The sequence below is a fragment of the Kitasatospora sp. NPDC088742 genome (assembly GCF_055584905.1).
In genome coordinates, this window is sequence record NZ_JBVJLD010000051.1 from 43103 (window position 1) to 67699 (window position 24597).

Annotated in this window: 29 protein-coding genes and 1 pseudogene; 8 read left to right on the forward strand and 22 right to left on the reverse strand. The window is 72.2% G+C overall.

Features of this window, described 5'->3' with window-relative positions; translation table 11 throughout:
* The first annotated feature begins 56 nt into the window (after positions 1-56).
* A complete protein-coding gene (locus ACZ6ZR_RS31015; RefSeq protein ID WP_465647998.1) occupies positions 57-980 on the forward strand; it encodes a DMT family protein in 924 nt (307 codons plus the stop codon).
* A gap of 22 nt (positions 981-1002) precedes the next feature.
* Here the strand turns inward: ACZ6ZR_RS31015 and mutM are convergent, their stop codons facing one another.
* From mutM to ACZ6ZR_RS31065, 10 genes are all read right to left on the reverse strand, one after another.
* On the reverse strand, positions 1003-1857 hold the full coding sequence (gene mutM, locus ACZ6ZR_RS31020; RefSeq protein WP_465648000.1) for a bifunctional DNA-formamidopyrimidine glycosylase/DNA-(apurinic or apyrimidinic site) lyase: 855 nt from the start codon (positions 1855-1857) through the stop codon (positions 1003-1005).
* Positions 1858-1883: 26 nt separating this feature from the next.
* Positions 1884-2663 (reverse strand): ribonuclease III, encoded by a 780-nt coding sequence (rnc, locus tag ACZ6ZR_RS31025; protein ID WP_465648002.1) that lies wholly within the window; start codon positions 2661-2663, stop codon positions 1884-1886.
* A 20-nt stretch (positions 2664-2683) separates the two neighbouring features.
* Positions 2684-2857, reverse strand: a complete 174-nt coding sequence (gene rpmF / locus ACZ6ZR_RS31030; protein WP_030056747.1) for a 50S ribosomal protein L32 — start codon at positions 2855-2857, stop codon at positions 2684-2686.
* Between the two features lie 2 nt (positions 2858-2859).
* A complete protein-coding gene (locus ACZ6ZR_RS31035) occupies positions 2860-3504 on the reverse strand; it encodes a YceD family protein (RefSeq protein WP_465648004.1) in 645 nt (214 codons plus the stop codon).
* A 154-nt stretch (positions 3505-3658) separates the two neighbouring features.
* The gene (locus tag ACZ6ZR_RS31040) at positions 3659-4804 is read right to left on the reverse strand and encodes an ATP synthase subunit B family protein (RefSeq protein WP_465648006.1); all 1146 of its coding nucleotides are present in this window, start codon (positions 4802-4804) and stop codon (positions 3659-3661) included.
* A gap of 167 nt (positions 4805-4971) precedes the next feature.
* A complete protein-coding gene (coaD, locus tag ACZ6ZR_RS31045) occupies positions 4972-5457 on the reverse strand; it encodes a pantetheine-phosphate adenylyltransferase (RefSeq protein WP_465648008.1) in 486 nt (161 codons plus the stop codon).
* Between the two features lie 38 nt (positions 5458-5495).
* Positions 5496-6089 (reverse strand): 16S rRNA (guanine(966)-N(2))-methyltransferase RsmD, encoded by a 594-nt coding sequence (gene rsmD / locus ACZ6ZR_RS31050; protein WP_465648010.1) that lies wholly within the window; start codon positions 6087-6089, stop codon positions 5496-5498.
* A 125-nt stretch (positions 6090-6214) separates the two neighbouring features.
* Positions 6215-6721, reverse strand: coding sequence for a hypothetical protein (locus ACZ6ZR_RS31055; protein ID WP_465648012.1), 507 nt, complete (start codon positions 6719-6721; stop codon positions 6215-6217).
* A 119-nt stretch (positions 6722-6840) separates the two neighbouring features.
* A complete protein-coding gene (gene recG, locus ACZ6ZR_RS31060; protein WP_465648014.1) occupies positions 6841-9051 on the reverse strand; it encodes an ATP-dependent DNA helicase RecG in 2211 nt (736 codons plus the stop codon).
* 93 nt (positions 9052-9144) lie between these two features.
* Entirely contained in the window at positions 9145-10764 is a 1620-nt protein-coding gene (locus ACZ6ZR_RS31065; RefSeq protein ID WP_465648016.1) for a DAK2 domain-containing protein, read from the reverse strand.
* Between the two features lie 269 nt (positions 10765-11033).
* On the opposite strand from ACZ6ZR_RS31065, the gene rpmB reads away from it, so the two are divergent.
* On the forward strand, positions 11034-11219 hold the full coding sequence (rpmB, locus tag ACZ6ZR_RS31070) for a 50S ribosomal protein L28 (protein WP_082598345.1): 186 nt from the start codon (positions 11034-11036) through the stop codon (positions 11217-11219).
* A gap of 125 nt (positions 11220-11344) precedes the next feature.
* On the opposite strand, the gene thiD is transcribed toward rpmB, so the two are convergent.
* From thiD to ACZ6ZR_RS31085, 3 genes are all read right to left on the reverse strand, one after another.
* Positions 11345-12139 (reverse strand): bifunctional hydroxymethylpyrimidine kinase/phosphomethylpyrimidine kinase, encoded by a 795-nt coding sequence (gene thiD, locus ACZ6ZR_RS31075; RefSeq protein ID WP_465648019.1) that lies wholly within the window; start codon positions 12137-12139, stop codon positions 11345-11347.
* A gap of 24 nt (positions 12140-12163) precedes the next feature.
* Positions 12164-13189: a 6-phosphofructokinase gene (locus tag ACZ6ZR_RS31080; protein ID WP_465648021.1), complete on the reverse strand. Its 1026-nt coding sequence runs from the start codon at positions 13187-13189 to the stop codon at positions 12164-12166.
* Positions 13190-13333: 144 nt separating this feature from the next.
* Entirely contained in the window at positions 13334-14308 is a 975-nt protein-coding gene (locus tag ACZ6ZR_RS31085; protein ID WP_465648023.1) for a thiamine-phosphate kinase, read from the reverse strand.
* 139 nt (positions 14309-14447) lie between these two features.
* On the opposite strand from ACZ6ZR_RS31085, the gene ACZ6ZR_RS31090 reads away from it, so the two are divergent.
* On the forward strand, positions 14448-14681 hold the full coding sequence (locus ACZ6ZR_RS31090) for an Lrp/AsnC family transcriptional regulator (RefSeq protein ID WP_465648025.1): 234 nt from the start codon (positions 14448-14450) through the stop codon (positions 14679-14681).
* 20 nt (positions 14682-14701) lie between these two features.
* On the forward strand, positions 14702-15226 hold the full coding sequence (locus ACZ6ZR_RS31095; RefSeq protein ID WP_465648027.1) for a DUF3515 domain-containing protein: 525 nt from the start codon (positions 14702-14704) through the stop codon (positions 15224-15226).
* Here the strand turns inward: ACZ6ZR_RS31095 and ACZ6ZR_RS31100 are convergent.
* The 3 genes from ACZ6ZR_RS31100 to ACZ6ZR_RS31110 form a co-directional block, all read right to left on the reverse strand.
* Entirely contained in the window at positions 15223-16362 is a 1140-nt protein-coding gene (locus tag ACZ6ZR_RS31100; RefSeq protein WP_465648029.1) for a D-alanine--D-alanine ligase family protein, read from the reverse strand. The two genes, ACZ6ZR_RS31095 and ACZ6ZR_RS31100, sit on opposite strands and share 4 nt — an antisense overlap.
* Positions 16363-16445: 83 nt before the next feature.
* A complete protein-coding gene (locus tag ACZ6ZR_RS31105) occupies positions 16446-17447 on the reverse strand; it encodes an NAD(P)H-dependent glycerol-3-phosphate dehydrogenase (protein WP_465648031.1) in 1002 nt (333 codons plus the stop codon).
* The gene (locus ACZ6ZR_RS31110; RefSeq protein ID WP_465648033.1) at positions 17444-18256 is read right to left on the reverse strand and encodes a lysophospholipid acyltransferase family protein; all 813 of its coding nucleotides are present in this window, start codon (positions 18254-18256) and stop codon (positions 17444-17446) included. Before ACZ6ZR_RS31110 ends, ACZ6ZR_RS31105 begins: the two co-directional genes overlap by 4 nt.
* Positions 18257-18414: 158 nt before the next feature.
* Between ACZ6ZR_RS31110 and cofC the strand changes: the two genes are divergently transcribed.
* Both cofC and ACZ6ZR_RS31120 read left to right on the forward strand, forming a co-directional pair.
* Positions 18415-19200: a 2-phospho-L-lactate guanylyltransferase gene (cofC, locus tag ACZ6ZR_RS31115; protein ID WP_465648035.1), complete on the forward strand. Its 786-nt coding sequence runs from the start codon at positions 18415-18417 to the stop codon at positions 19198-19200.
* 61 nt (positions 19201-19261) lie between these two features.
* Positions 19262-19492, forward strand: a complete 231-nt coding sequence (locus ACZ6ZR_RS31120) for a hypothetical protein (protein ID WP_465648037.1) — start codon at positions 19262-19264, stop codon at positions 19490-19492.
* Between the two features lie 42 nt (positions 19493-19534).
* Here the strand turns inward: ACZ6ZR_RS31120 and ACZ6ZR_RS31125 are convergent, their stop codons facing one another.
* Positions 19535-19792: a hypothetical protein gene (locus ACZ6ZR_RS31125; RefSeq protein WP_465648039.1), complete on the reverse strand. Its 258-nt coding sequence runs from the start codon at positions 19790-19792 to the stop codon at positions 19535-19537.
* Entirely contained in the window at positions 19789-20034 is a 246-nt protein-coding gene (locus tag ACZ6ZR_RS31130) for a hypothetical protein (RefSeq protein WP_465648041.1), read from the reverse strand. The genes ACZ6ZR_RS31125 and ACZ6ZR_RS31130 overlap by 4 nt, the downstream gene beginning before the upstream one ends.
* 140 nt (positions 20035-20174) lie before the next feature.
* Here ACZ6ZR_RS31130 and ACZ6ZR_RS31135 point away from each other — a divergent pair, with 140 nt between their 5' ends.
* The gene (locus tag ACZ6ZR_RS31135) at positions 20175-20933 is read left to right on the forward strand and encodes a GntR family transcriptional regulator (protein ID WP_465648043.1); all 759 of its coding nucleotides are present in this window, start codon (positions 20175-20177) and stop codon (positions 20931-20933) included.
* A gap of 132 nt (positions 20934-21065) precedes the next feature.
* Here ACZ6ZR_RS31135 and ACZ6ZR_RS31140 read toward each other — a convergent pair whose 3' ends face one another.
* The 4 genes from ACZ6ZR_RS31140 to leuC all read right to left on the reverse strand — a co-directional run bounded on the left by ACZ6ZR_RS31140 (position 21066) and on the right by leuC (position 24355).
* Positions 21066-21782 (reverse strand): HU family DNA-binding protein, encoded by a 717-nt coding sequence (locus ACZ6ZR_RS31140; RefSeq protein WP_465648045.1) that lies wholly within the window; start codon positions 21780-21782, stop codon positions 21066-21068.
* 133 nt (positions 21783-21915) lie between these two features.
* Positions 21916-22197, reverse strand: a complete 282-nt coding sequence (locus ACZ6ZR_RS31145; RefSeq protein WP_465648047.1) for an SCO5555 family protein — start codon at positions 22195-22197, stop codon at positions 21916-21918.
* Between the two features lie 134 nt (positions 22198-22331).
* The gene (gene leuD, locus ACZ6ZR_RS31150; protein WP_465648049.1) at positions 22332-22928 is read right to left on the reverse strand and encodes a 3-isopropylmalate dehydratase small subunit; all 597 of its coding nucleotides are present in this window, start codon (positions 22926-22928) and stop codon (positions 22332-22334) included.
* A 5-nt stretch (positions 22929-22933) separates the two neighbouring features.
* Positions 22934-24355 carry a 3-isopropylmalate dehydratase large subunit gene (gene leuC / locus ACZ6ZR_RS31155; protein ID WP_465648051.1) on the reverse strand — a complete coding sequence of 474 codons (1422 nt, stop codon included), beginning with the start codon at positions 24353-24355 and terminating at the stop codon, positions 22934-22936.
* 170 nt (positions 24356-24525) lie between these two features.
* On the opposite strand from leuC, the pseudogene ACZ6ZR_RS31160 reads away from it, so the two are divergent.
* Positions 24526-24597 (forward strand): annotated as a pseudogene (locus tag ACZ6ZR_RS31160) (IclR family transcriptional regulator); the annotation flags it as partial.

A 24597-nucleotide genomic window follows, 5' to 3' on the forward strand; every position in this document is an offset into this window, starting at 1 on the left:
CCGGGCATAGTTAGGACCGATCAAGTACGTCCGCACCATCCAGATCGGAGCACCCGGTGATCCTGGGCCTCGTCACCGCCGTCGCGGCATCCGCCTGCTACGGCACCGGCTCGGTACTCCAGGCGGTCGGCTCGCGCCGCTCCGCCCGCGAGGAGGCCGCCGCCAAGGGCCGCTCCGCCGGCGTCACCGAGCACGGCGGGCCCAACCTCGCCTCCACCGCCAAGGCCGCCGTCACCTGGGAGTTCATCCTCGGCACGGTGCTCGACCTGATCGGCTTCGGCCTCGGCGCGCTGGCCGCGCGGCTGCTCCCGCTCTTCCTCTCCCAGACCGTCATCAGCGCCAACCTGGTGATCACCGCGGTGCTCTCCATCAAGCTGCTCGGCATCCGCCTCAAGCGCCCCGAGTGGGCCTCGATCGCCGTGCTCTGCGCCGCGCTGGTCCTGCTCGCGGTGGCGGCCGGGCCCGAGGGCGGGCACCACGCCGAGATGGCCGTCCACTGGTGGCTGCTCGGCGTCACCATCGCCCTGATCGCGATCGGTGCGCTGGTGGTCCGCCTGATGGGCGCCGGCGGCGCGATCGTGGCCGGCCTGCTCTCCGGCCTCGGCTTCGGCGCGCTCGGCGTCGGCGTGCGCATCCTGAACGGCATCGAGCCCTTCGACCTCGTGAAGCTGGTCTCCGACCCGGCGCTCTACGCCGTCCTGGTCGGCGGCATCGGCGGGATGTACCTGCACACCGTGGCCCTGCAGATCGGCTCGGTCAACGGCGCCACCGCGGCCCTGGTGGTCGGCGAGACCGTCATCCCCGGCGCCGTCGGCGTGCTCTGGCTCGGCGACTCGTCCCGGGCCGGCCTCGGCTGGCTCGCCGTCTCCGGCTTCGTCCTGGCCGTGGTCAGCGCGGTCGGCGTCGCCTACTACGGCCAGGGGGAAGAGGACCTGACCGAGGGTCAGGCCGCAGAACCGGAACTCACCAAGCGGGCCTGACCGGCCGGCGCGCTCCGCTCCCTCAACGCGGGGCGCGCTGGCACTTCGGGCAGAAGTAGCTGGAGCGGTTCATCCACGGCTCGCGCCGCATCGCCGTCCCGCACCGCCGGCACGGCTCGCCCTCCCGCCCGTACGCGTCCAGCTCGCGCGAGAAGTACCCGCTCTCGCCGTTCACGTTGACGTACAGGCTGTCGAAGCTGGTCCCGCCGACGGCCAGTGCCGCCCCCATCACGTCCCGCGCGTGCCCGAGCAGCGTCCGCGCCTGAGGCCTCGTCAGGGTCGCGGTCGCCCGCTCGTAGTGCAGCTTGGCCCGCCAGAGCGACTCGTCGGCGTAGATGTTGCCGACCCCGCTGATCAGCGTCTGGTCGAGCAGCGCCCGCTTCACCGTGGTCCGCTTCAGCCGCAGCGAGGTCACGAAGGCCTCGTCGTCGAAGCGCTCGTCCAGCGGATCCCGCGCGATGTGCGCGATCGAGAGCGGGGTCGACTCCGGGTCCCCCGGCTCGGACTCCTCCACCGCCAGCCCGCCGAAGGTCCGCTGGTCGACGAAGCGCAGCTCGCGCCCGCCGTCGGTGAACCGCAGCCGCACCCGCAGGTGGGTCTCGTCCGGCACCACCGGGTCCTGGACCAGCAGTTGGCCGCTCATCCCGAGGTGCCCGATCAGCGCCTGGTCCCCGCCGAGCGGCACCCAGAGGTACTTGCCCCGGCGCTGCGGATCGCCCAGGGTGGCCCCGGTCAGCCGGGCGGCGAACTCATCGGCCCCGCCGGGCTGACGGCGGACCGCGCGGGGGTGGAGCACCTGCGCCTCGGCCACGGTGCGGCCGGCGGCCCAGCGGGCCAGACCGCGCCGGACCACCTCTACTTCGGGGAGCTCGGGCACGGTGGCCGCCTATTCCTGACGAACGGTCAGCTGCTGCTGGAGGGGTTGAGCTGGTCGGCGTACTTGGCCTTGATGGCCCGCCAGGCGCTCTCCGCGGCCTTCTGCTCGGCTTCCTTCTTCGAGCGGCCACTGCCCTGCCCGAAGTCCTCGCCGGCCACCCGGGCGTTCGCGCTGAAGGTCTTCTCGTGGTCCGGGCCGGACTCGGCCACCACGTACTCCGGCACTCCGATGCCCACCGTGGCGGTGAGCTCCTGGAGGCTGGTCTTCCAGTCCAGGCCGGCGCCCAGCTGAGAGGACTCCTCGATCAGCGGGTCGAACAGGCGGTGGACGAAGTCGGTCGCGGCGTCCAGCCCCTGGTCCAGGTAGATGGCGCCGATCACGGCCTCGACGGTGTCCGCGAGGATGGAGGACTTGTCGCGGCCCCCGGTGCCCTCCTCGCCCTTGCCCAGGCGGATGAAGGTGCCGAGCTCAAGGCCCCGGCCCACCTCGGCCAGCGCGCGGGAGTTGACCACCGCCGCGCGGAGCTTGGCCAGCGTGCCCTCGGCGACCTCCGGGTGGAGGCGGTAGAGGGTGTCCGTCACGACCAGCCCGAGCACCGAGTCGCCGAGGAACTCGAGGCGCTCGTTGGTCGGCAGCCCACCGTTCTCGTAGGCGAAGCTGCGGTGCGTGAGGGCACGCACCAGAAGGGCGCGCTCGAGCGTGAACCCGAGGCGCCCTTCCAGGACGTCGTATTCGGTCGAAGCCGGACCGCCGGCCTTGCTCCCGTTGGCAGGAGCCGACTTGCGGGCAGAAGTACTCTCCGACATCGAACCGTGCACCCCGCCGATCAGACCGAGAGGACCTGGCGACGGTTGTACGTGCCGCAGCTCGGGCACGCGATGTGACCCAGCTTCGGCTCGTGGCAGCGGTCGCACGCCACGAGGGCCGGAACAACGGCCTTCCAGTTGGACCGACGGTGGCGCGTGTTGCTGCGCGACATCTTCCGCTTCGGAACAGCCACGGCTACTTCTCCTGGTTCTCGGCGAGACCCTCACGGGTACCGCTGGTCTTGATCCCGTCACCCTCGTCGCCGGGGGCGGCGGAGAGTCCCTGCAGAGCCGCCCACCGGGGGTCGGCGGCGTCGTGGTGGTGCGTCGGGTCGTCGCTCAGGCGCGCTCCGCACTCGGAGCACAGGCCCAGGCAGTCTTCCTGGCACACCGGCTGCAGCGGCAGTGCGAGCACCACCGCGTCACGCAGCACCGGCTGGAGGTCGAAGAAATCGCCCTCCAGACGGTAAGTCTCGTCCTCGGAGTCCTCGTCGAGGTCCTCCGCACCGGCGGTCCGGGTGCGGTGACGCTCGTCGGACTCCGGGTAGTAGTACAGCTCCTGGAAGTCGACCTCCAGGTCGTCCTCCACCGGCTCCAGGCAGCGCACGCACTCGCCCTCGACGTGGGCGGTCGCGGTGCCGGTGACCAGCACGCCCTCGACCACGGACTCGAGGCGGATGTCGAGCTCGATCTCGCTGCCGGCCGGGACGCCGATGACGTCCTCGATGCCGAGCTCGGCGGGCGCCGGCAGGGTGCGGGACACCTTGCGCAGCGAGCCCGCGCGACGGCCGAGCTCATGCGTGTCGAACACGAGCGGGTCGCGGTGGTCGAGGCGGTTCAAGGTGTCCTGACTTCCTGCTGGCGGCACGCACTGACTGCGCGGCGCGGATCGATTCTGGTCGGCGGGTTCCAGGCAGCCGAACGGGCCCAGCTCTGGATCGGCCGGAGTGGTCAGACTACCGGACACTCCGGCGTGGCCCAACTTCGCCTTCCGTTCACCGGCCGCCGAGCTCCCGGAGCCTGGTCATGTCGATCATGCTGGTGTCGAAGAAGCTGGTCTCGTCCAGGCTGGCCTGCTGCTGGGGCAGCTGCTGCGGGACCTGCTGCTGGGGCACCTGCTGCTGCGGGTAGCCGTAGGCGTCGTACTGCTGCTGCTCCTGGCCCTGGTACGCGGCGGGCTGCTGGTAGCCGTACGCGGGGTCGAAACCCTGGGTCTGGTAGCCGGGCTGGGGCTGCTGCGGGTAGCCGTACGGGTCCGCCGGGGGCTGACCGGCCGGGTCGTAGCCGCCGCCGTAGACCTCGGCGTACTGGCCGCCGGCGTACTGCCCCTCCTCCGGGGCCTGCCAGCCGGCCGCCGCGGGGGTGGGCTCCGGCCAGCTCTGCTGCTGCGGGACCTCGGCCCGGTACCAGGGCTGCTCGTCCTCGTCGGCGAAGCCGGCCGCGACCGCCTCGGCCCGGTCCTTGGCGTGCTGGGCCTGGTCGGCGGCGGCCAGGTAGGCACCCAGCTCGTCGATGTGGGCCTTGCCGAGGAGCTTGTCGCGGCCCTTGCCGACGGCCTCCAGGGTCTTGCTGAGCACCGTCTCCAGAGTGGCGAGCTTCACGTCGACGTACTCGTCGACCTCGGGGCTCGGGCTGACCCGGGAGCGGAACTCCTCGCCGTCCTGCGCCTCTTCGTCGAAGGGCTGCTCGAAGACGCTGGCGTCGCCGCGCAGCTTCTGCCGGCCGCGGCCGACCGCGCCGAGCGTCTTGGTGAGCACCACCTCGAAGTTGGCCAGCTTGGAGTCGACGTAGTCGTCCGCCTCGCTGCGCTTGGTCTCGACCTCGACCCGGGCCTCGCCCAGGATCCGGTCGGCCTCGGCCTGGGCCCGCAGGACCACCTCGGTGTCGGAGACGATCGAGCCGCGCTCGTCGTGCGCACCGCGGATGATCTGGTCGGCCTGGGCCTGGGCGTCCGCCACCACCTGCTCGTGGTCGGCCATCACCGACTGCGCCTGGGCGAGTTCGGCGGGCAGCGCGTCGCGGAGCTGCTGGAGCAGGCCGACCAGCTCGGCCCGGTTCACCACGCAGGACGCCGACATGGGCATCGAGCGGGCGTTCTCCACCGCCGCGACGATCGCGTCGAGTCTGTTCTGCACGTCCACGGGGCTTCGTCTTTCCGTGTGCCGCCGAGCTGCGGCGGAGGCAGCGCCCTACGGCACGGCATCACCGTCGGGCAGGAGTACAGACTGTACGGCCAGAGCGGGCGCAGCTCACAACGCCGGTGCCGCCGCCGGGAAGGAATGTGACGGTTCGCCAGCTCTGTCCGGATTCACTTGTTCCGTTCGGCGATCCGCGCGACCAGCCGGCGGTTGACGCCCTCGGGCAGCAGGCGGGAGACGTCGCCGCCGTAGGAGGCGACCTCCTTGACCAGGCTGGAGGAGAGGAAGCTGTAGGTCGGCGAAGTCGGCACGAAGAGCGTCTCGACGCCGGTCAGGCCGTGGTTCATCTGGGCCATCTGCAGCTCGTAGTCGAAGTCGCTGACCGCCCGCAGGCCCTTGATGATCGCGGGGATGCCGCGCTCCCGGCAGAAGTCCACCAGCAGGCCGAGGTGGGTCTCGATCTCGATGTTGCCGAGGTGGGCGGTGGTCTCCCGGATGAGCTCGATCCGCTCCTCCACGGTGAACATGCCCTGCTTGTTCTTGTTGATCAGCACCGCGACGTGCACCACGTCGTAGAGCCTGGAGGCCCGCTCGATGATGTCGAGGTGGCCGTTGGTGATCGGGTCGAACGAACCCGGGCAGACCGCTCGGCGCATGACGTGGACTCCCTTGAGGGACAGGGTGGGTGGGGTGACTACCGGCCCTCGACGTCGTCGTCGGAGCCGGAGGCGGCGCGACCGTACCAGAGGGTTCCCTCGCCGTAGCGCCGCGAACGCACCGGCTCGAACCCCTCGGGCCAGCCGAACTCGCCACCCCGGGTACTGCGCTCCACGGTGACGAGTACCTCCTCGTCGAGCCAGCCCCCGGCCAGGAGTGTGATCAGCATCTCCCGCACCTCGTCATCCGTCACGGCGTACGGCGGGTCGAGGAAGACCAAGTCGTACGGGGACGAAGGAGCCTGACCCGCGATCACCCGTTCGGCCTTGTCGGCGCGGACCTCGGCGCCGGGGAGGCCGATCGTCCTCACGTTCTCCCGGATCACCCGGGCGGCGGAGGCGTCGGCCTCCACCAGCAGGACGTGCTCCGCGCCCCGGCTCAGCGCCTCCAGGCCGACCGCGCCCGATCCGCCGAACAGGTCGAGCATCCGGGCCCCGTGCAGGGTGCCGCGCAGTGCCTGGAGGGTGGAGAACATCGCCTCCCGGGCCTTGTCCGAGGTGGGGCGGGTGGCCCGGCCGGGCGGGACGGCGAGGCGGCGGCCTCCGGCGGTGCCGGCGATCACGCGGGTCATGGGGCTGGGCGGTCCTCTCTCGGGGAGCTTGACCACCACCTAACCACGAGCGGGGCGCGGGGAACCGCCCGGCCGACCCTCCACCGCCGTGGGGGCCGGCCGAGCGGTCCCGCGCGCCCCCGGGATCACGACCCCTCGCCCCCGACGATGGCGGGGCCGGCGTAGCGGGACCAGGAGAGGCAGCCGTCGGGCGCGCAGTACTCGGGCTTGCGCGGGTCGTGGCCGAGCTCGCGGAGCTTGGTGCGGACGGAGTCGGGCGTGCGGCCGAAGCGGGCCGCGATCCGGGCGATGGTCTCGCCCTCGTGGAAGCGGCGGGTCAGCTCCTCCTCGTGCTGGGGCACCCAGGGGGCGCCGTGGCCGGGGTAGAGCTCGCGGAGCACATCGCGGTCGGGGATGGGCTCGGAGACGTCGGCGACGATGGCCAGGGCGCGCAGCGCGCGGTTGAGCGCGATCCGCAGGTTGGCCACCTCCTCCACCGGCAGGCGCAGCTTGCCCGAGGCGAGCGGGCTGGCGGCCGCCCCCTCGCGCCAGCCGGTCAGGGTCAGGGTGACTTCGCGGTCGTCCTCGCTGGCCAGCTCGATGCGGAAGACCTTGTCGCCCAGCGGAAGCTCGTTGAGATGACGGAATGCCAAGGCAGAACCCCCAGGAATCGTGCCAGGTACGCACCTTGGGGGTGCGCCCTGAACAACTCCTATTCTGCCGTGGACCACTGACAATTCCGGGGGCCCAAAAGCCGTGCGGAGCTGGGAAGTTAGCCCTTTTCTAGGTACTCCGCGCGGTCCTCGTCGAGCAGGCTCTCCAGGGCGGTCCGCAGGTCCGGATGGGCCGTCAGGTCCGGGTCCTCGGCGACCAGCCGGGCGGCCTCCTCGCGGGCGGTGGCGATGACCTCCTCGTCCTCCAGGACGGAGAGCACCTTGAGGGAGGACTTCACGCCGGACTGGGCCTGGCCGAGCACGTCGCCCTCGCGGCGCTGCTCCAGGTCGATCCGGGAGAGCTCGAAGCCGTCCAGGGTGCCGGCGACGGCGTCGAGGCGGGCCCGGGCGGAGGAACCCGCGGGCATCTCGCTGACCAGCAGGCAGAGGCCGGCGGCGGAGCCGCGGCCGACCCGGCCGCGCAGCTGGTGGAGCTGGGAGACGCCGAAGCGGTCGGCGTCCATGATCACCATGACGGTGGAGTTCGGCACGTTGACGCCGACCTCGATCACGGTGGTGGCGACCAGCACGTCCACCTCGCCCGCCGCGAACCGCCGCATCACGTCGTCCTTGGCCTCGGGCGCCAACCGCCCGTGCAGGATCTCCACCCGCAGCCCGGCCAGCGGGCCCTTGGTGAGCATCTGGGCCGTCTCCACCACGGCCAGCGGGGGCCGCCGTTCGTCACTGGCGGCGCCGAGGTCCTCCGGGTCGTCGGAGACGGCCTTGCGCTTCTTCTTGGCGGCGGCGTCCTCGGGCTCGTCGCCGATCCGGGGGCAGACCACGTAGGCCTGGTGGCCCTTGCCGACCTCCTCGCCGACCCGCTCCCAGGCCCGGGCCAGGAAGTTGGGCTTCTCCAGCGCGGGCACCACGTGGGTGGAGATCGGCGAACGCCCGGCCGGAAGCTGGTCCAGCACGGAGGTCTCCAGGTCGCCGAAGACCGTCATCGCCACGGTGCGCGGGATCGGGGTGGCGGTCATCACCAGCAGGTGCGGCGGCTGGCTGCCCTTGGCGCGCAGCGCGTCCCGCTGCTCGACCCCGAAGCGGTGCTGCTCGTCCACCACCACCAGGCCGAGGTCCAGGAAGGTGACCTTGTCCTCGATCAGCGCGTGGGTGCCGATGGCGATCCCGGCGTCCCCCGTGACCATGTCCAGCAGCGCCTGGCGGCGCGCGGCGGTGCCCATCGAGCCGGTCAGCAGCACCACCTTGGTGCCGAGGTCGGAGCCGCCGAGCATGCCGCCCTCGGCCAAGTCCCCCATCATCTCCGCGATGGAGCGGTGGTGCTGCTGGGCCAGCACCTCGGTGGGCGCCAGCAGGACGGCCTGGCCGCCGGCGTCCACCACGGCGAGCATGGCGCGCAGCGCGACCAGGGTCTTGCCGGAGCCGACCTCGCCCTGGAGCAGCCGGTGCATCGGGTGCTCGGTCGCCAGGTCGGCGAAGATCTCGGCCGACACCTTCTGCTGACCCTCCGTCAGGGTGAACGGCAGCCGGGCGTCGAAGGCGGCCAGCACCCCGTCGGCGGAGGGGCGGCGGGCGACGGCGGGGAGGGCGGAGTCCGCGGCGCGGCGCTGGGCGAGGGCGACCTGGAGCACGAACGCCTCGTCCCAGCGCAGCCGGTCCTGGGCGTGCTCCCGGTCGGCCTGGTTGCGCGGACGGTGGATCAGCTCCAGCGCCTCGGGGAGCGGGATCAGCTCGTGCTTCTCGCGCAGTTCGGCGGGGAGCGGCTCGCCGACGTCGGCCAGGTGCTTGTCGAGCGCGAGCTCGACGCAGAGCTGGAGCTTCCAGCTGGGCAGCTGGGCGCTGGCCGGGTAGACCGGGATGAGGCGGCCCGCGAACCGGCCGGCGGCCTCGCCGCCCTCCTCCTCACCGTCGATCAGCTGGTAGTCCGGCGAGGCGAGTTGGCGCTTGCCGTTGAAGACGCCGACCTTGCCGGCGAACAGGCCCTGGGTGCCGGGGCGCAGGTCCTTCTGCCGCCAGCCCTGGTTGAAGAACACCAGGCTGAGCCGGCCCCTCCCGTCGGTGACCACCACTTCGAGGCGGTCCCCCTTGCGGGCCTTGAACGGGATCAGGGTGACCTTCTCGACCCGGGCCAGCACGGTGACGTGCTCGTCGATCTCCAGGTCGTCGAGGCTGGTGAGCTGGCCCCGTTCCACGTACTTGCGCGGGTAGTGGTGCAGCAGGTCGCCGACCGTGCGCAGCTTGAGGCTGTCGGCCAGCACCTTGGCGGTGCGGTCGCCGACCAGCTTGGTCAGGGATTCGTCGAGTGCGCCCACCGTCCCTATTGGACACCACTCGGCAGACACCCGTGGTGATGCCGGGGGCACGGGGCTCTGCTGACTTGCGGCTCCGAAGGCGTAGCCAATTTCCTACTCGACGCCGATGAGGAGCGGGACCTCCTGCTGGCCGCCGTCGTAGCGGACGGTGTCGACCTCGGGGCGTTGGCGGCGGGCGTGGGCGTCGAGGTGTTCGGCCAGGCCCGGTGGGGCGCCCTCGCCGAGGACCAGGGTGACGAGCTCGCCGCCGGCGGCGAGCATCCGTCCGAGGACCTCCTCGCCGACGGCCGCGAGGTCGGTGCCGATCGCGACCACGTCACCGTCTATCAGGCCGAGCACGTCCCCGGCCTGGCAGACCCCGGCCATCGTCCAGGACTCCCCCTCGGCGACGACGAGTTCCGCGTAGCGGGTGGCCCCCGCCGCCGAGGTCATCGCGACCACGTCCTCGTCGAAGCGCCGGCCGGGCTCGTGGACGGCGAGCGCCGCCAGCCCCTGCACCGGCGAGCGGGTCGGCAGCACGGCGATCCGCACGCCCTCCTCCCGGAGCTGGTCGGCGGCGGCACCCGCGGCGGCCCGCAGTTCGGGGTCGTTGAGCAGCAGCACGACCTCCCGCGCGCCGCACCGCCGCGCGGCGGCGGCGAGTTCGGCGCTGGCGGGCGGCCGGTCGGGGTCGGCGAGGAGCACGTGCGCCCCGGCGGCCTCGCAGAGTTCGGCCAGTCCGGGGCCGGTGACCACGCTGAGCACGGCCCGTCCGGCGACCGCCTCCCGTCCGGAGCGGTCGGCGCCGGCCCGGGCGGCGGCCTCGGCGAAGTGGGTGATCCGGATCTGGTACGGCCGTCCGGCCCGCACCCCGGCCTCGACGGCGGCCCCGGCGTCGTCGACGTGCACGTGGACGTTCCACAGGCCGTCGCCGCCGCCCACCACCAGGGAGTCGCCGAGCGCGCCCAGCTCGCGCCGCAGCTCCGGCAGTACCTCGTCGGGGGCGTCCAGCAGGTAGATGACCTCGAAGGCGGGATGGCCGGGGCCCGGCGGCCGCTGGTGCCCCTCGCAGCCGGTGGCGGGGCGCAGCCCGTGGTCCTGACGGAGTGCGACCGGGCCCATCGGGGTCTTCCCGGCCACCGCGTCGGCCAGCGCGCCCAGCACGGCGACCAGTCCGCGGCCGCCGGCGTCGACCACCCCGGCCTCGGCGAGCACCGGCAGCTGGCCGGGGGTGCGCAGCAGTGCCTGCCGGGCGGCCCGGTAGGCGGTGTCGGCGGTCCCGGTGAGGCCGTCCCGGCCGCCGGTGTCCTCGGCGGCCTCGGCGGCGGCCGCCGCGACGGTGAGCAGGGTGCCCTCGACCGGTTCGGCGACGGCCTGGTAGGCGGAGTCGGCGGCCCGGCGCAGCGCCTTGCCCAGGTTGGCGGGTTCGCCGCCGTGGGCGAGCACCTCGGCGAGGCCGCGCAGCCACTGGGCGAGGATCACCCCGGAGTTGCCCTGGGCCCCGATCAGGGCGCCGCGGGCGAGCAGGGCGGTGGCCTCGGCCAGACCGTCCACCCGGCCCCGTTCGAGCGCCTCGGTGGCGGACTCGACGGTCAGGTAGAGGTTGGTGCCGGTGTCGCCGTCCGGTACGGGGTAGACGTTGAGGGCGTCGATCTCCTCGCGGGCCTGCCCGAGGGCGGTCAGCGCGAGGCGGCTCCAGGTGCGGACGGTGGTGGCGTCTAGCGTGGCCGGCACCTGGCTCCTCCGGATGAACGCGACGGAAAGAATGGGGGCGATGCTGGCAGGTTATCCGGCGAACGGGCCGGTGGGCGCCGGTGACCGCCGGGACGATCTTGGCCCGGGTCGTGGTAGTTTCGTTGAGCGGGAGTGGTCGTTGTATGCTCTCCCGGTTGCCTGGAACAACCTGGGCGCACCCCTTGATCCGATCCGGTCCACGCTAGTGGTCCTGGTCGCTCAGCCGGGGTTTTCGAACGTAAATGATCTGAAGTCTTGGAGTGACTCCTGTGGCTGCCAACTGCGACGTCTGCGGCAAGGGGCCGGGCTTCGGCAACAGCATCTCCCACTCGCACCGCCGTACCCCCCGTCGTTGGAACCCCAACATTCAGACGGTTCGTGCGACGGTCGGTCGGACGCCGAAGCGGCTCAACGTCTGCACCTCGTGCATCAAGGCCGGTAAGGTCTCGCGCTGACGCGCAGACCGGTTAGCCGGTCCTCCAGATCGCCGATTCGCCCTAGGGCGGGTCGGCTTTCTGTCTTTCCCACGCACGTGCGGACGTGAAGGGCGGGCCCCTGCGGGCCCGCCCTTCGACGTGCGTCAGGACCGCCAGCGCCAGGCGTGGTCCACCGGGCCGATGCCGGCGCCGAGCGCGAAGCCGCCGCGGATCGCGCCGGTGATGTAGTCCTTGGCCGCGGCCACCGCCGCCGGCATCTCGGCGCCCTTGGCCAGCTCACCGGCGATCGCGCTGGCCAGCGTGCAGCCGGTGCCGTGGGTGTGCCGGTTGTCCAGGCGGGGCGCCCGGTACCAGTGGCGGGAGCCGTCGGCGCCGGCCAGCAGGTCGGCCGCCTCGCCCTCCAGGTGGCCGCCCTTGACCAGCACCCACCGCGGCCCGTGCCCGAGCAGCGCCTCGGCGGCGGCGTCCATGTCCCGCTCGCCGGCCACCTCGATGCCGGTGAGCTGGGTCACCTCGTGCAGGTTGGGCGTGGCGAGGGTGGCGACCGGCAGCAGCAGCTCCCGGACGGTGGCCACCGCCTCGGCGGCGAGCAGCGCGTCGCCGTGCTTGGAGACGCCGACCGGGTCGACCACCACCGGGGCGCCGACACCGGTGAGCAGCTCGGCGACGGTCCCCACCAGCTCCACCGAGGCGAGCATGCCGGTCTTCACCGCCTGCACGCCGATGTCGTCCACCACGCTGCGGAACTGGGCCCGGACCGCTTCGGCCGGGAGTTCCCAGTAGCCCTGGACGCCGACCGAGTTCTGGGCGGTGACGGCGGTGATCACGCTCATGCCGTGGACGCCGAGCGCGAGCATCGTCTTGAGGTCGGCCTGGATGCCGGCGCCGCCGCCGCTGTCGGAGCCGGCGACGGTGAGTACGCGAGGAGGAGCAGCCATGGGCGCCAACCTATCGAACCCGGCTCAGAGCACGGCTTCGGACTCCGCCCAGCGGTCCTCGGGGACGGTCTTCAGCTGCTGGACCGCCTCGGCGACCGGGACCAGCTCGATGTCGGTGCCGCGCAGCGCGGTGAAGTGCCCGAAGGCGCCCTTGTGGACGGCCTCCACCGCGTGCCACCCGAAGCGGGTGGCGAGCACCCGGTCCCGGGCGGTGGGGGTGCCGCCGCGCTGGGTGTGGCCGAGGATGACCGGGCGGGCCTCCTTGCCGAGCAGGTTCTCCAGCTCGATGGCCAGCCGGTTGCCGATCCCGCCGAAGGTCTGGTGGCCGTACTGGTCCACCGAGCCGTGGTCGAAGCGGAGCGTGCCGGGCGCGGGCTTGGCGCCCTCGGCGACGGCGATGATGGCGAACTTCTTGCCCCGCCGGAAGCGGTCCTCGATCATCCGGGAGACGGCCTCGATGTCGAAGGCCTTCTCCGGGATCAGGATGCCGTGGGCGCCGGCGGCCATGCCCGCGGTCAGGGTGATCCACCCGGTATGACGGCCCATCAGCTCGACCACCATCACCCGCTGGTGGGACTCGGCGGTGGTCTTCAGCCGGTCGATCGCCTCGGTGGCCACGTGCACGGCGGTGTCGAAGCCGAAGGTCACGTCGGTGGCGTCGATGTCGTTGTCGATGGTCTTGGGGACGCCGACCACCGGCAGGCCGGCGTCGCTGAACATCCGGGCGGCGGTCAGCGTGCCCTCGCCGCCGATCGCGATCAGCGCGTCGATCCCGATCTTCGCGGCCAGCTCGTGGGCGTTCTCCACCGCCCACTGGATGCGCTCGCGCCGCACCCGGGCCGAGCCCAGGACGGTGCCGCCCAGGGTGAGCAGACCGGTGACGTCGTCGTGCGAGACCGGGCGGGCCCGGCCCTCGATCAGGCCGAGGAAGCCGTCCTCGATGCCGATGATCTCGTCGCCGTGCACGTCGGTGCCCCGGTGCACCACCGAGCGGATCACCGCGTTGAGGCCGGGGCAGTCCCCGCCGCTGGTCAGGACACCGATGCGCATGGGGGTGTGCTCTCCCGCCGGATTGGTCGGATTCTCGTACGAGCCGGACAACACCGCCTAAACGGACATTGCCGACCGACTCACACTATCCGCCCGAACCTCCCGGGCCTGAATTCCCGCGCCCCTGACGCCCTCTCAGTCCTCTCAGTCCTCGTCCGCCGCGAAGTGGTCCCAGCCGCCCGCCCGGTCCCACGGCGCTCCGTCCACGGTGACCGTCCCGCCCCGCCCCGGGCTGGCCGGGCGGACCACCTCGCCCACCACCCGCCAGCGGGCGGGCAGTTGGACGGAGGACGGGAAGGTGGCCACGATCGCGTGGTCCTCGCCGCCGGAGAGCACCCAGACCAGCGGGTCGATGCCGACCGCCTGGCCGATGTCGGCCATCTGGGCCGGTACGTCGAACTCGGCCGCCCGCAGGTCGATGTCCACCCCGCTGGCCCGGGCGACGTGGCCGAGGTCGGCCACCAGGCCGTCGCTGACGTCGATCATCGAGGTGGCGCCGAGGTCGGAGCCGGCCGGGCCGGCGTGGTACGGCGGTTCGGGGCGGCGGTGCGCCTCCACGAAGGCGCGCGGCGAGCGGAAGCCCCGGGTCAGCACCGAGAGCCCGGCGGCGGACCAGCCCAGCCAGCCGGTGACGGCGACCACGTCGCCGGTCCTGGCTCCCGAACGGGTCACCGGGGCGCGGCCCTGGAGGTCGCCGAGCGCGGTGATGGCCAGCGTGATGGTGTCGCCGCGCACCACGTCGCCGCCGACCACGGTGGCCCCGGCCACCTGGCACTCGTCCCGCAGACCGTCCATCAGCTCGGTGGCCCAGGTGGTCGGCAGGTCGGCGGGGGCCACCAGGCCGAGCAGTATCGCGGTGGGCACCGCGCCCATCGCGGCGATGTCGGCGAGGTTCTGGGCGGCGCACTTGCGGCCGACGTCGTAGGCGGTGGACCAGTCCCGGCGGAAGTGCCGGCCCTCGATCAGCACGTCGGTGGTGGCCACCACCCGGCCGTCGGGGGCCTTCACCACGGCGGCGTCGTCACCGGGTCCGAGCTCCACCGCCGGGGTCATCGGCAGCCGGGCGGTGAGCTCCTTGATGAGTCCGAACTCGCCGAGCTCGCCCACGGTCCCCTGCATCTGCCGTCCTCTCTCCACGTGCCCCGGTCGCCCCGTCTGCGCGCAGCGTACGCCCTCTGGGGTCTCCCCAGCGGCCGGGGTCAGCGGTAGCGTGGTGATCAGACTCCCCGGTCCGCCCGCCCCGCTCTGGAGGTCCCCCGTGGTACAGGCATACATCCTGATCCAGACCGAGGTCGGCAAGGCGACCGCCGTCGCCCAGGAGATCAAGAAGATCGAGGGCGTGGTCTCCGCCGAGGACGTCACCGGCCCCTACGACGTGATCGTCCGGGCCGAGGCCGAGACCATCGACGAGCTGGGCCGCCTGGTGGTCGCCCAGGTCCAGCAGATCGAGGGCATCACCCGCACCCTCACCTGCCCGGTGGTCAACCTGTAGGGCCTGGCTACCATCACCGGGTGAGCCGAATCAGCAGCCTCCCCGCCGCCGTCCGCTGGGGCGTCCCCCCGGCCGCCCTGCTGACCTGCGTGGGTCTGCTCGGCTGGAGCTGGAGCCTGCCCGAGGACGTCGAACCGCCGCGGGCCACCGGCAAGGCGACGACCGCCTGCGAGGCACTGGACAAGGCGCTGCCGCAGACGCTGCTGGGCCACCGGCGTGACGACCCGTCACCGGCCTCGCCGTACACCGCCGCCTGGGACAGCTCGCCGCGCACCGTGCTGACCTGCGGCAGTGACCGGCCGGAGTACCTGAACGAGCTCGGCACCGCCTCCATGCCGGAGGTGAACGACGTCCAGTTCGGCATGGCCAGGGACGCGGACGGCGGCTACCGCTTCGTCACCACCATGCGGGACGCCTACGTGGAGATCCGGGTGCCCGAGGGCGCCTACCCCAACTACGCCGATCCGCTGAGCTCGTTCACCGACGCCGTCAAGGCGGCCGTCCCCGCCTGGCTCACCCAGCCGGCGGGGACGGCCACTCCCTAGCGCAGGCCGGTCGAGCGGCTGAGCGCGGCGGTCAGCAGACGGTCGATCAGCTCCGGGTAGGGCAGGCCGCTGGCCTCCCACATCTTCGGGTAGGCGGAGATCGGGGTGAAGCCGGGCATGGTGTTGATCTCGTTCACCATCCAGCTGCCGTCCTCCAGCAGGAAGAAGTCGACCCGGGCCAGGCCCTCGCACCCGAGCGCCTCGAAGGCCGCCACCGCCTGCCGCTGGATCTCGGCCTGCTCCGACTCCGTCAGCTTGGCCGGGATCTCGACCTCGGAGGAGTCGATGTACTTGGCCTCGAAGTCGTAGAACTCGAAGCCGCCGCCGACGTGCACCTCGGCCGCGACGCTGGCCCGCGGGCCGTCCTCGAACTCCAGCACCGCGCACTCGATCTCACGGCCCGTCACCCCGAGCTCCACGATCACCTTGGGGTCGTGGCGGCGCGCCTCGTCGATCGCGGCGTCCAGGTCGGCCAGGTCCTTGACCTTGGTGATGCCCATGCTGGAACCGGCCCGGCAGGGCTTCACGAACAGCGGCAGGCCGAGCGCGGCGATCCGCTCGCGGGCGGCGGCGCGGCCCTGCTCGCTCTCCCACTCGCGCGGGCGCACCACGGTGTAGTGGCCGACCCCGATGCCGTGCGAGGCCAGGATCCGCTTGGTGAACTCCTTGTCCATCCCGGCCGCGCTGGCCAGCACGCCGGAGCCGACGTACGGCACCCCGGAGAGCTCCAGCAGGCCCTGGATGGTGCCGTCCTCGCCCCACGGGCCGTGCAGCAGAGGCAGCACCACGTCCACCTCGCCGAGCACCTTGGGCGCGGCGCCGGGCTCGCTCCAGACCACCTCGCGGCTGGCCGGGCTGCCCGGCAGCGCGACCTGGCCCTCGGTGGACTCGGCGATGCCGTCCACGTCCGGGAGCTTCCCGCCGGTGATGGCCATCCGGCCCGGCTCGTCGCCGACCAGCGCCCAGCGGCCCTCATGGGTGATGCCGATCGGCAGCACCTCGTACTTGCTCCGGTCGATCGCCCGGAGCACGCTGGCGGCCGTGACGACCGAGACACCGTGTTCGGAGCTGCGGCCGCCGAAGACGATCGCAACGCGCGGCTTGGCCGCGTTCTGGGAGGTCTGTTCGATGCTCATATCGCATTTGAGACTACCGTGCGGATGTTTCCTCGTAAGACACCCGCACGGTGTCGGACCGTCGGCCCTCAGCGGCGCTCGGCCTACCTCCGTTCAGGCTTCGCCGAACGGGCCATCAGCCCGGCCAGCACCTCCTGGGTCGGCCGCCCGTGGTGCACCACGTCCACCACTGCGGAGACGATCGGCATGTCGACCCCGTGCCGCCGGGCCAGGTCCAGCACCGACTCGCAGGACTTGACGCCCTCCGCGGTCTGCCGGGTGGCGGCGATGGTCTGCTCGACCGTCATGCCCCGGCCCAGGTTGGTGCCGAAGGTGTGGTTGCGGGAGAGCGGCGAGGAGCAGGTGGCGACCAGGTCGCCCATCCCGGCCAGGCCGGCGAAGGTGTACGGGTCGGCGCCCAGGGTGAGGCCGAGCCGGGTGGTCTCGGCCAGGCCGCGGGTCATCAGGGTGGCCTTGGTGTTGTCGCCCAGGCCCATGCCGTCGGCCATGCCGACCGCCAGGCCGATCACGTTCTTGACCGCGCCGCCGAGCTCGCAGCCGACCACGTCGGTGGAGGTGTACGGGCGGAAGTAGGGCGTGTGGCAGGCCTTCTGGAGCCGCTTGGCGACCGCCTCGTCGGTGCAGGCGACCACCGAGGCGGCGGGCTGCTTGTCGGCGATCTCCCGGGCCAGGTTGGGTCCGCTGATCACCGCGACCCGGGACGGGTCGACCCCGGCGACCTCCTGGATCACCTCGGACATCCGCTTGGCGGTGCCGAGTTCGATGCCCTTCATCAGCGAGACCAGGACCGTCTGCTCCTCGAGCAGCGGAGCCCACTCGGCCAGGTTCTGACGGAGCGTCTGGGACGGGACCACCAGCACCGCGAAGTCCGCCCCGGCCAGTGCCTCGGCCGGGTCGGTGGTGGCCCGGACGTTGGCCGGCAGCGGGGTGTCCGGCAGGTAGTCCGGGTTGACGTGGGTGGTGTTGATGGCGTCCGCCAGCTCCTTGCGGCGGCCGCAGAGGATCACCTCGCAGCCGGCGTCCGCCATCACCAGCGCGAACGCGGTGCCCCAGGAGCCGGTGCCGAAGACTGCGCAGCGGGTCACTCGGACGCTCCTTCGATGGTGTTGCCCGCCGCCCGGTCCTTCTTGGCGGCGGCCTTGACGGCCCGTTCGCGGGCGGCCTTGCGCATGTCGTAGCGCTCGGCGGGGGCGTCCTCACCGCGGATGCCGGCCAGCACCTCGGTGATCGCGTCCATGATGTCCTCGGTGGCCGCGCGGAGCACCTGGGCGGTCAGCTCCTGGCCCTGGTACTTGCTCAGGTCCACCGGCGGCCCGGCGGCGACCGTCACCTTGTGCCGGGGGAAGAGGTTGAACTTGCCCTTCCCGCCCCGGCCGTAGGGCGGGATGATCTCGTGCGCGCCCCAGTGGGCGACCGGGATGACCGGCGCGCCGGTCATCAGCGCGACCCGGGCCGCGCCGCTCTTGCCGGTCATCGGCCAGAGCTCCGGGTCCCGGGTGAGGGTGCCCTCGGGGTAGAACTGCACGCACTGGCCGCGGTCGATCGCGTCGATCGCGGCGCGGAACGCCTCGGCGGCGTCGGTGGACTCGCGGAACACCGGGATCTGGCCGGTCTTGCGCAGCATGAACCCGATGAACGGCACCGAGAACAGCTGGGACTTGCCCAGTATCCGGGGCGGGCGGCCGCTGTTGTACTGCCAGTGCGCGTAGACCACCGGGTCGATCACCGAGTTGTGGTTCACCACCGCGAGGAAGCCGCCCTTCTCGGGCAGGTGCTCCCAGCCCCGCCAGTCCGGCTTCACCAGGGCCGTGGTGACCGGCTTCACGAGTACGGCCGCGAAGCGGTACCAGATCCCGTAGTCGGCGTTGCCGAACCGGGCGTTCGAGCGGGCCACCCCTGCTCCTCTTTCCTCGTCCGTCGCACGCCTGGTGCCACGGGTCCGTCGTGGCGGACCAGTCTCACGGCTGGCCCGGCCGCTGTCGAGCGCGTTCCCGGCGCCGGACGGGCGGGCCGCCTGGCCGGGGTCACGGCACCGGCGTCAGAATGGCGCCGATGACCCAGGACACGGTACGCCCCGCACCAGCCGTCGCGCCCGCGCCCCACCCCGAGTGGTCGCTGGTGTTGCCGGTGAAGCAGCTCACCCTGGCCAAGAGCAGACTCGGCCCGTTCGCCGGGGAGCGCCGTCCGGCGCTCGCGCTGGCCTTCGCGCTGGACACCGTGGCCGCCGCACTGGCCTGCCCCGCGGTGGCCCGGGTCCTGGTGGTCACCACCGACCCGGCGGCCGGGGCCGAACTCACCCGCCTAGGCGCCCTGGTGGTCGCCGACGAACCCGGCGGCGGCCTCAACCCCGCCCTGGCGTACGCCGCTTCGCACGCCCGCCGGATCGCCCCGCGCTCCCCCGTCGCCGCTCTCTCCGCCGACCTGCCCGCCCTGCGGCCCGCCGAACTCGCCCTCGTCCTGGCGGCCGCCGCCGCCCACCGCGGCCGCAGCTTCCTGTCCGACTCCCCCGGCCTCGGCACCACCCTGCTCGCCGCCCCGCCCGGCCTGCCCCTCGACCCCCGCTTCGGCGACGGCTCCCGGGCCCGCCACACGGACGCCGGCGCCACCGAACTCGCCCTCCCCGGCGTCCCCTCGGTACGCCGCGACGTCGACACCGGCGACGACCTCCACGAGGCCCGCACCCTGGGCCTCGGCCCTCACACCACGGCAGCTCTTGACGCACATGCGTACGCCCCTCAGGGGCGCGAGGCCCCGCCTGGTTCCGCGGCTCCGCCGCGCGGGCGCGAGTCGGAAGAGGAACACCCGCAAGATCGGGGCACGCGCATCAGTTGCACGTGAACCCGTCCCACGGACCAACGCCGCCCCGCCCGGACGGGCCCGCCTCGCTATGCTGCCCCCCATGCAGGCCACCTCCTTCACCTTCGACCCGGCGACCCGCAGCGGCTCCGTCCTCCTCGACGACGGCACCCCGGTCCCCTTCGACACCGCCGCCTTCGACGCCGGCGGCCTGCGCCTGCTCCGCCCCGGCCAGCGCCTGCGCATCCGCACCGAGGGCACCGGCGACGCCCGCCGCGTCGTCTTCCTCACCCTGCAGACCTTCCCGGACCCGGCCGACTCCCACCAGGCCTGACACCCCGTCCGGTCGGTCCCGCAGCAGCCGGTCCCGCAGCGGTCAGTCCGGCAGCACGCCGACCGACACCAGGTGCGAACGCCCGCCCATCGCGAAGCTGAGCCTCAACTCGCCGTCCCGCTCCAGGCTTTCGGTCACCCGCTCGACCGCTCCCGGCCCGAGGAAGTAGCGGTACGCCTCGTACTGGGTCCACCCCAGCGGCAGCACCCGCAGCGCCTCCCAGAGCGCCGCCAGCGCGTCCGGCAGGCGCGCGAAGGTGGCGGGCGCGGTGACGCCCTCGATCTCGACCGTATAGCTCACGACGGGCTTCCCTGTTCCTGGTCGATCTCGGCCCAGACCCCCTCGGCCGAGTCCGTGCGGTCGTGACCGAACCGGTCGGCGGTGGCGAGCAGGTCCAGGACGGCGAGCTGGGCCTCGACGTCCAGGCCCCTCGGCAGCACCACGTACACCCGCCAACCACCGTCCCGCAGCCGGACGCTCGCCCGGACTCCCACGGTCACGGCCAGGCGGTTGGCGAGGTCAAACACCCTGGTGGTTCGCACGCAACGACTCTCCCCGCGAGCAGCTGGTCACGCAACGTAAATCTAAACAATTAGATTCCACCTGATGCATTAGATTGTCAACGCTGATTCACCCGCCCTGTCGAACCGGCAGGGGAGTGCCTGCCGCCGGGGAGCGTCGGATGTCACCTGCTGAGCGTCAGTACCAGCGCGTCGCGGACGACCTGCGCGCCCGCATCGGCCGGGGCGAGTGGCAGGTGGGCGAGCGGTTGCCCTCCCGCGCCAAGCTCGCGGTCGAGTACAACGTCGGCGACAACGTGCTGCAGCGCGCCCAGGAAGTGCTGATCGCCGAGGGGCTGCTGGCGGGCCGCGCGGGCTCCGGCACCTACCTCCGGCAGCCGGTGGTGCGGCGCCCGATGCTCCGCTCCCGGGTGGGCGCCCCGGTCTCGTTCCGCTCGCAGCTCGGTGAGACCGGCGAGGAGGGCAGTTGGGAGTCCACCACCTCGACCAACGTCCCGGCCGGACCGGACACCGCCGCCCGCCTCGGGATCGAACCCGGCGCCCCGACGGTGCGCACCGTCTACGAGTACCTGATCGGTGGTCAGCCCGTCCTGCTGGCCGAGAGCTGGGAGCCGATGTCCGTCACCGAGGGCTCTCCGGTGATCTGCCCCGAGTACGGCCCGCTGGCCGGCCAGGGCGTGGTGCGGCGGATGGCGGCGATCGGAGTGAACGTGGAGCGCGCGGTGGAGCGCACGCGCCCGGCCCGGGCCACCGTGCAACAGGCGCTCCTGCTCGGCGTCTCGGCCGGCGACCTGGTGACGCTGATCGAGCGCACCCACCTCGACACCGAGGGCAAGGCCGTGGAGACCTCGGACCTGGTGATCCCGGACTCGCGCTGGGAGATCACCTACGAGCTCCCGGTACTCCGTCAGGAACCCTGAACCGTACGGGCCCGGGGCACGGAGGCCCCGGGCGCGGAAAGAGCCGTGGCGGCCCGCTTCCGGGGATTCCCCGGATGCGAGCCGCCACGGCTCACGGCAGTTGACCCGCCGTCGGTTGACCTTCCGCCGGAACTACTTGGCGGTGGAGCGGCGCGAGGTGGTCTTGCGCGCGGTGGTCTTCTTGGCCGGCGCGGTCTTCTTCGCGGTCGCGGTGGTCTTCTTGGCCGCGGCGGTGGTCTTCTTCGCCGGGGTGGCCTTGGCCGCGGTGGTCTTCTTGACCGGGGTGGCCTTCTTGGCGGCGGCCGTCTTGGTGGCGGCGGCCGTCTTCTTGACGGCGGCGGCCTTCTTGGTGGCCGTGGCGGTGGTCTTCTTCGCCACGGTCTTCTTGGCCGGAGCGGCGGCGGCAGCCGTCGTCTTCTTGGCGGCGGTGCGCTTGGCCGGAGCGGCAGCAGCGGCGGCGGTGGTGGCGCGCTTGGTGGCGGCGCGCTTGACCGCGGCGGTGGTGCCGGTCTTGCCCGGGGTGAGGGAGCCCTTGGGGGCCTTCTTCACCGACGGACCGTCCTTCGGCAGCTTCTTGCTGCCGGCGACGAGGTCCTTGAAGCCCTGGCCCGGGCGGAAGCGCGGGACGGCGGTCTTCTTGACCTTGACGCGCTCGCCGGTCTGCGGGTTGCGGGCGAACCGCGCGGAGCGGTCCACCTTCTCGAAGGTGCCGAAGCCGGTGACCGACACGCGGTCACCCGCCACGACGGCACGCACCATGGTGTCGAGCACTGCGTCGACGGCCTCTGCGGCAGCCTTGCGACCGCCCAGCTGCTCGGCCACCGCTTCGACAAGCTGAGCCTTGTTCACGTCTTCCCCTTCGGAAACGGGCGCCGGATGATTCCATCCGTTCTTTTCGCACGTTAGGTATGTATCTGCGGACTTTCAATTACCAAACGCGCGAATCACCCTAGTGTCGCAATGGATTTGCGCGTTCGGCGCCTCATCCGAGCGGCAGGCGCCCCTCGTCGAGGTCTTGGACAAAGCGCGTCAACCTCCTTGCCGCCCCCGGGAGATCACGCTTGGCGGTCTCGGTGACGATCAAGAGCTGACGAGTGAGAGCGGTCTTTGCCTCGGTTGACACGTTCAGCGCATGAACGCGGTGGTGTGCCTGCTTCAACCGCTCGGCCACAAGCGCGTACAGCGCCGTGACTTCCGGGGTGTCCATCCCCTCCGAGGAGGCTGGTTCGCCATCCCCGTACGGAGGTTCATGGTGCCGGTGCATGCAACGATTGTGCCATCTGTGCGGAGTTGCGCTGCGCGGGGGTTTATCCGGAGCTCAACTCGGGGCCGGAACAGACGGATGGCCCACCCCTCACGAGGGGTGGGCCATCCGGTGGAGCGTCAGGTTTCGGGGCCTCAGGCGACCGGCAGGGTACGCGGCTTGAAGGAGGGTCGGGTCGCCTCGAACTCGGCGATGTCACCCTCGTTCTGGAGCGTGATGCTGATGTCGTCCAGGCCGTTGAGGAGGCGCCAGCGCACGTTGTCGTCCAACTCGAAGGAGGCGGTCACGCCCTCGGCGCGGACCTCGCGGGCCTCCAGGTCGACGGTGATCTCGGTGGTCGGGTCGGCCTCGGTCAGCGCCCACAGCCGCTCCACCGTCTCCTGCGGGAGGACCACGGTGAGCAGGCCGTTCTTCAGCGAGTTCCCCCGGAAGATGTCCGCGAAGCGCGAGGAGATGACGGCCTGGAAACCGTAGTTCTGCAGCGCCCAGACCGCATGTTCGCGGGACGAGCCGGTGCCGAACTCGGGGCCGGCCACCAGGACCGAGGCGCCCTGACGCTCCGGCAGGTTGAGGACGAAGGAATCGTCCTTTCGCCAGGCCTCGAACAGCCCGTCCTCGAAACCGGAACGGGTGACCTTCTTCAGCCAGTGCGCCGGGATGATCTGGTCGGTGTCGACGTTGCTGCGGCGCAGCGGGACGGCCCGGCCGGTGTGCGTGGTGAACTTCTCCATGGCGCTCAGACCTCCACAGAAGCGCGGTCGGACAGGTCGGACGGGGCGGCGAGGCGGCCCAGCAGCGCGGTCGCGGCGGCGACCTGCGGGGAGACCAGGTGGGTACGGCCGCCCTTGCCCTGCCGGCCCTCGAAGTTGCGGTTCGAGGTGGAGGCGCAGCGCTCGCCCGGAGCCAGCTGGTCGGGGTTCATGCCCAGGCACATCGAGCACCCGGCGTGGCGCCACTCGGCACCGGCCGCGGTGAAGACCTTGTCCAGGCCCTCCTCGACCGCCTGCAGGGCGACCCGGACGGAGCCGGGGACGACCAGCATCCTTACCCCGTCGGCGATCTGACGGCCGTCCAGGATCGCCGCGGCGGCCCGCAGGTCCTCGATCCGGCCGTTGGTGCAGGAGCCGACGAAGACGGCGTCCACCGAGACCTCGCGCAGCGGGGTGCCGGCCTCCAGGCCCATGTACTTCAGGGCGTTCTCGGCGGCGGTCCGCTCCTGCGGGTCCTCGAAGTCCTCCGGGTTCGGCACGTTGGCGCCCAGCGGCGCGCCCTGGCCCGGGTTGGTGCCCCAGGTGACGAACGGGGTCAGCGCGGCGGCGTCGATGACGACCTCGGCGTCGAAGACCGCGTCCTCGTCGGTGGCCAGGGTGGACCAGTACTCCACCGCGGCGTCCCAGTCGGCGCCCTTGGGCGCGTGCGGACGGCCCTCCAGGTAGTCGAAGGTGGTCTGGTCCGGGGCGATCATGCCCGCCCGGGCGCCGGCCTCGATCGACATGTTGCAGATGGTCATCCGGGCCTCCATGGAGAGGCCGCGGATCGCCGAGCCGCGGTACTCCAGGACGTAGCCCTGGCCGCCGCCGGTACCGATCTTGGTGATGATGGCCAGGATCAGGTCCTTGGCGGTGACGCCCTCGGGCAGCTCGCCCTCGACCGTGATCGCCATAGTCTTGAACGGGGCCAGCGGCAGCGTCTGGGTGGCCAGCACGTGCTCGACCTGGCTGGTGCCGATGCCGAACGCCAGTGCCCCGAAGGCGCCGTGGGTGGAGGTGTGCGAGTCTCCGCAGACCACGGTGGTGCCCGGCTGGGTCAGGCCCAGCTGCGGGCCGACCACGTGCACCACGCCCTGCTCGACGTCGCCCAGCGAGTGGATCCGGACGCCGAACTCGGCGGCGTTCCGGCGGAGCGTCTCCAGCTGGACCCGGGAGACCGGGTCGGCGATCGGCTTGTCGATGTCCAGGGTCGGGGTGTTGTGGTCCTCGGTGGCGATCGTGAGATCCGTCCGGCGGACCTTGCGACCGGCCAGCCGGAGGCCGTCGAAGGCCTGCGGGCTGGTCACCTCGTGGAGCAGGTGCAGGTCGATGTAGAGCAGGTCGGGCTCGCCCTCGGCGCGCCGGACGACGTGGTCGTCCCAGACCTTCTCCGCAAGTGTCCGTCCCATCGGATTCCCTCCAGCCGGCCGCGTTGCCGGCCGCTCGTCTCTGTTGTCCAGGATGTGGACAGCCTGGTAAGGCTGGATCCTGGGTGTCTTCCGGGCTGCTCCACCAAGAGTGGCGCTTTTCCCGGGAAATTGAACTTGCGTCTCGCGGACTGAGACTGCAGTCTTAGGGCATGGACAACACTAGCGGCGTCGGCGTTCTCGACAAGGCCGCTCTGGTGCTCAGCGCACTGGAGTCGGGCCCC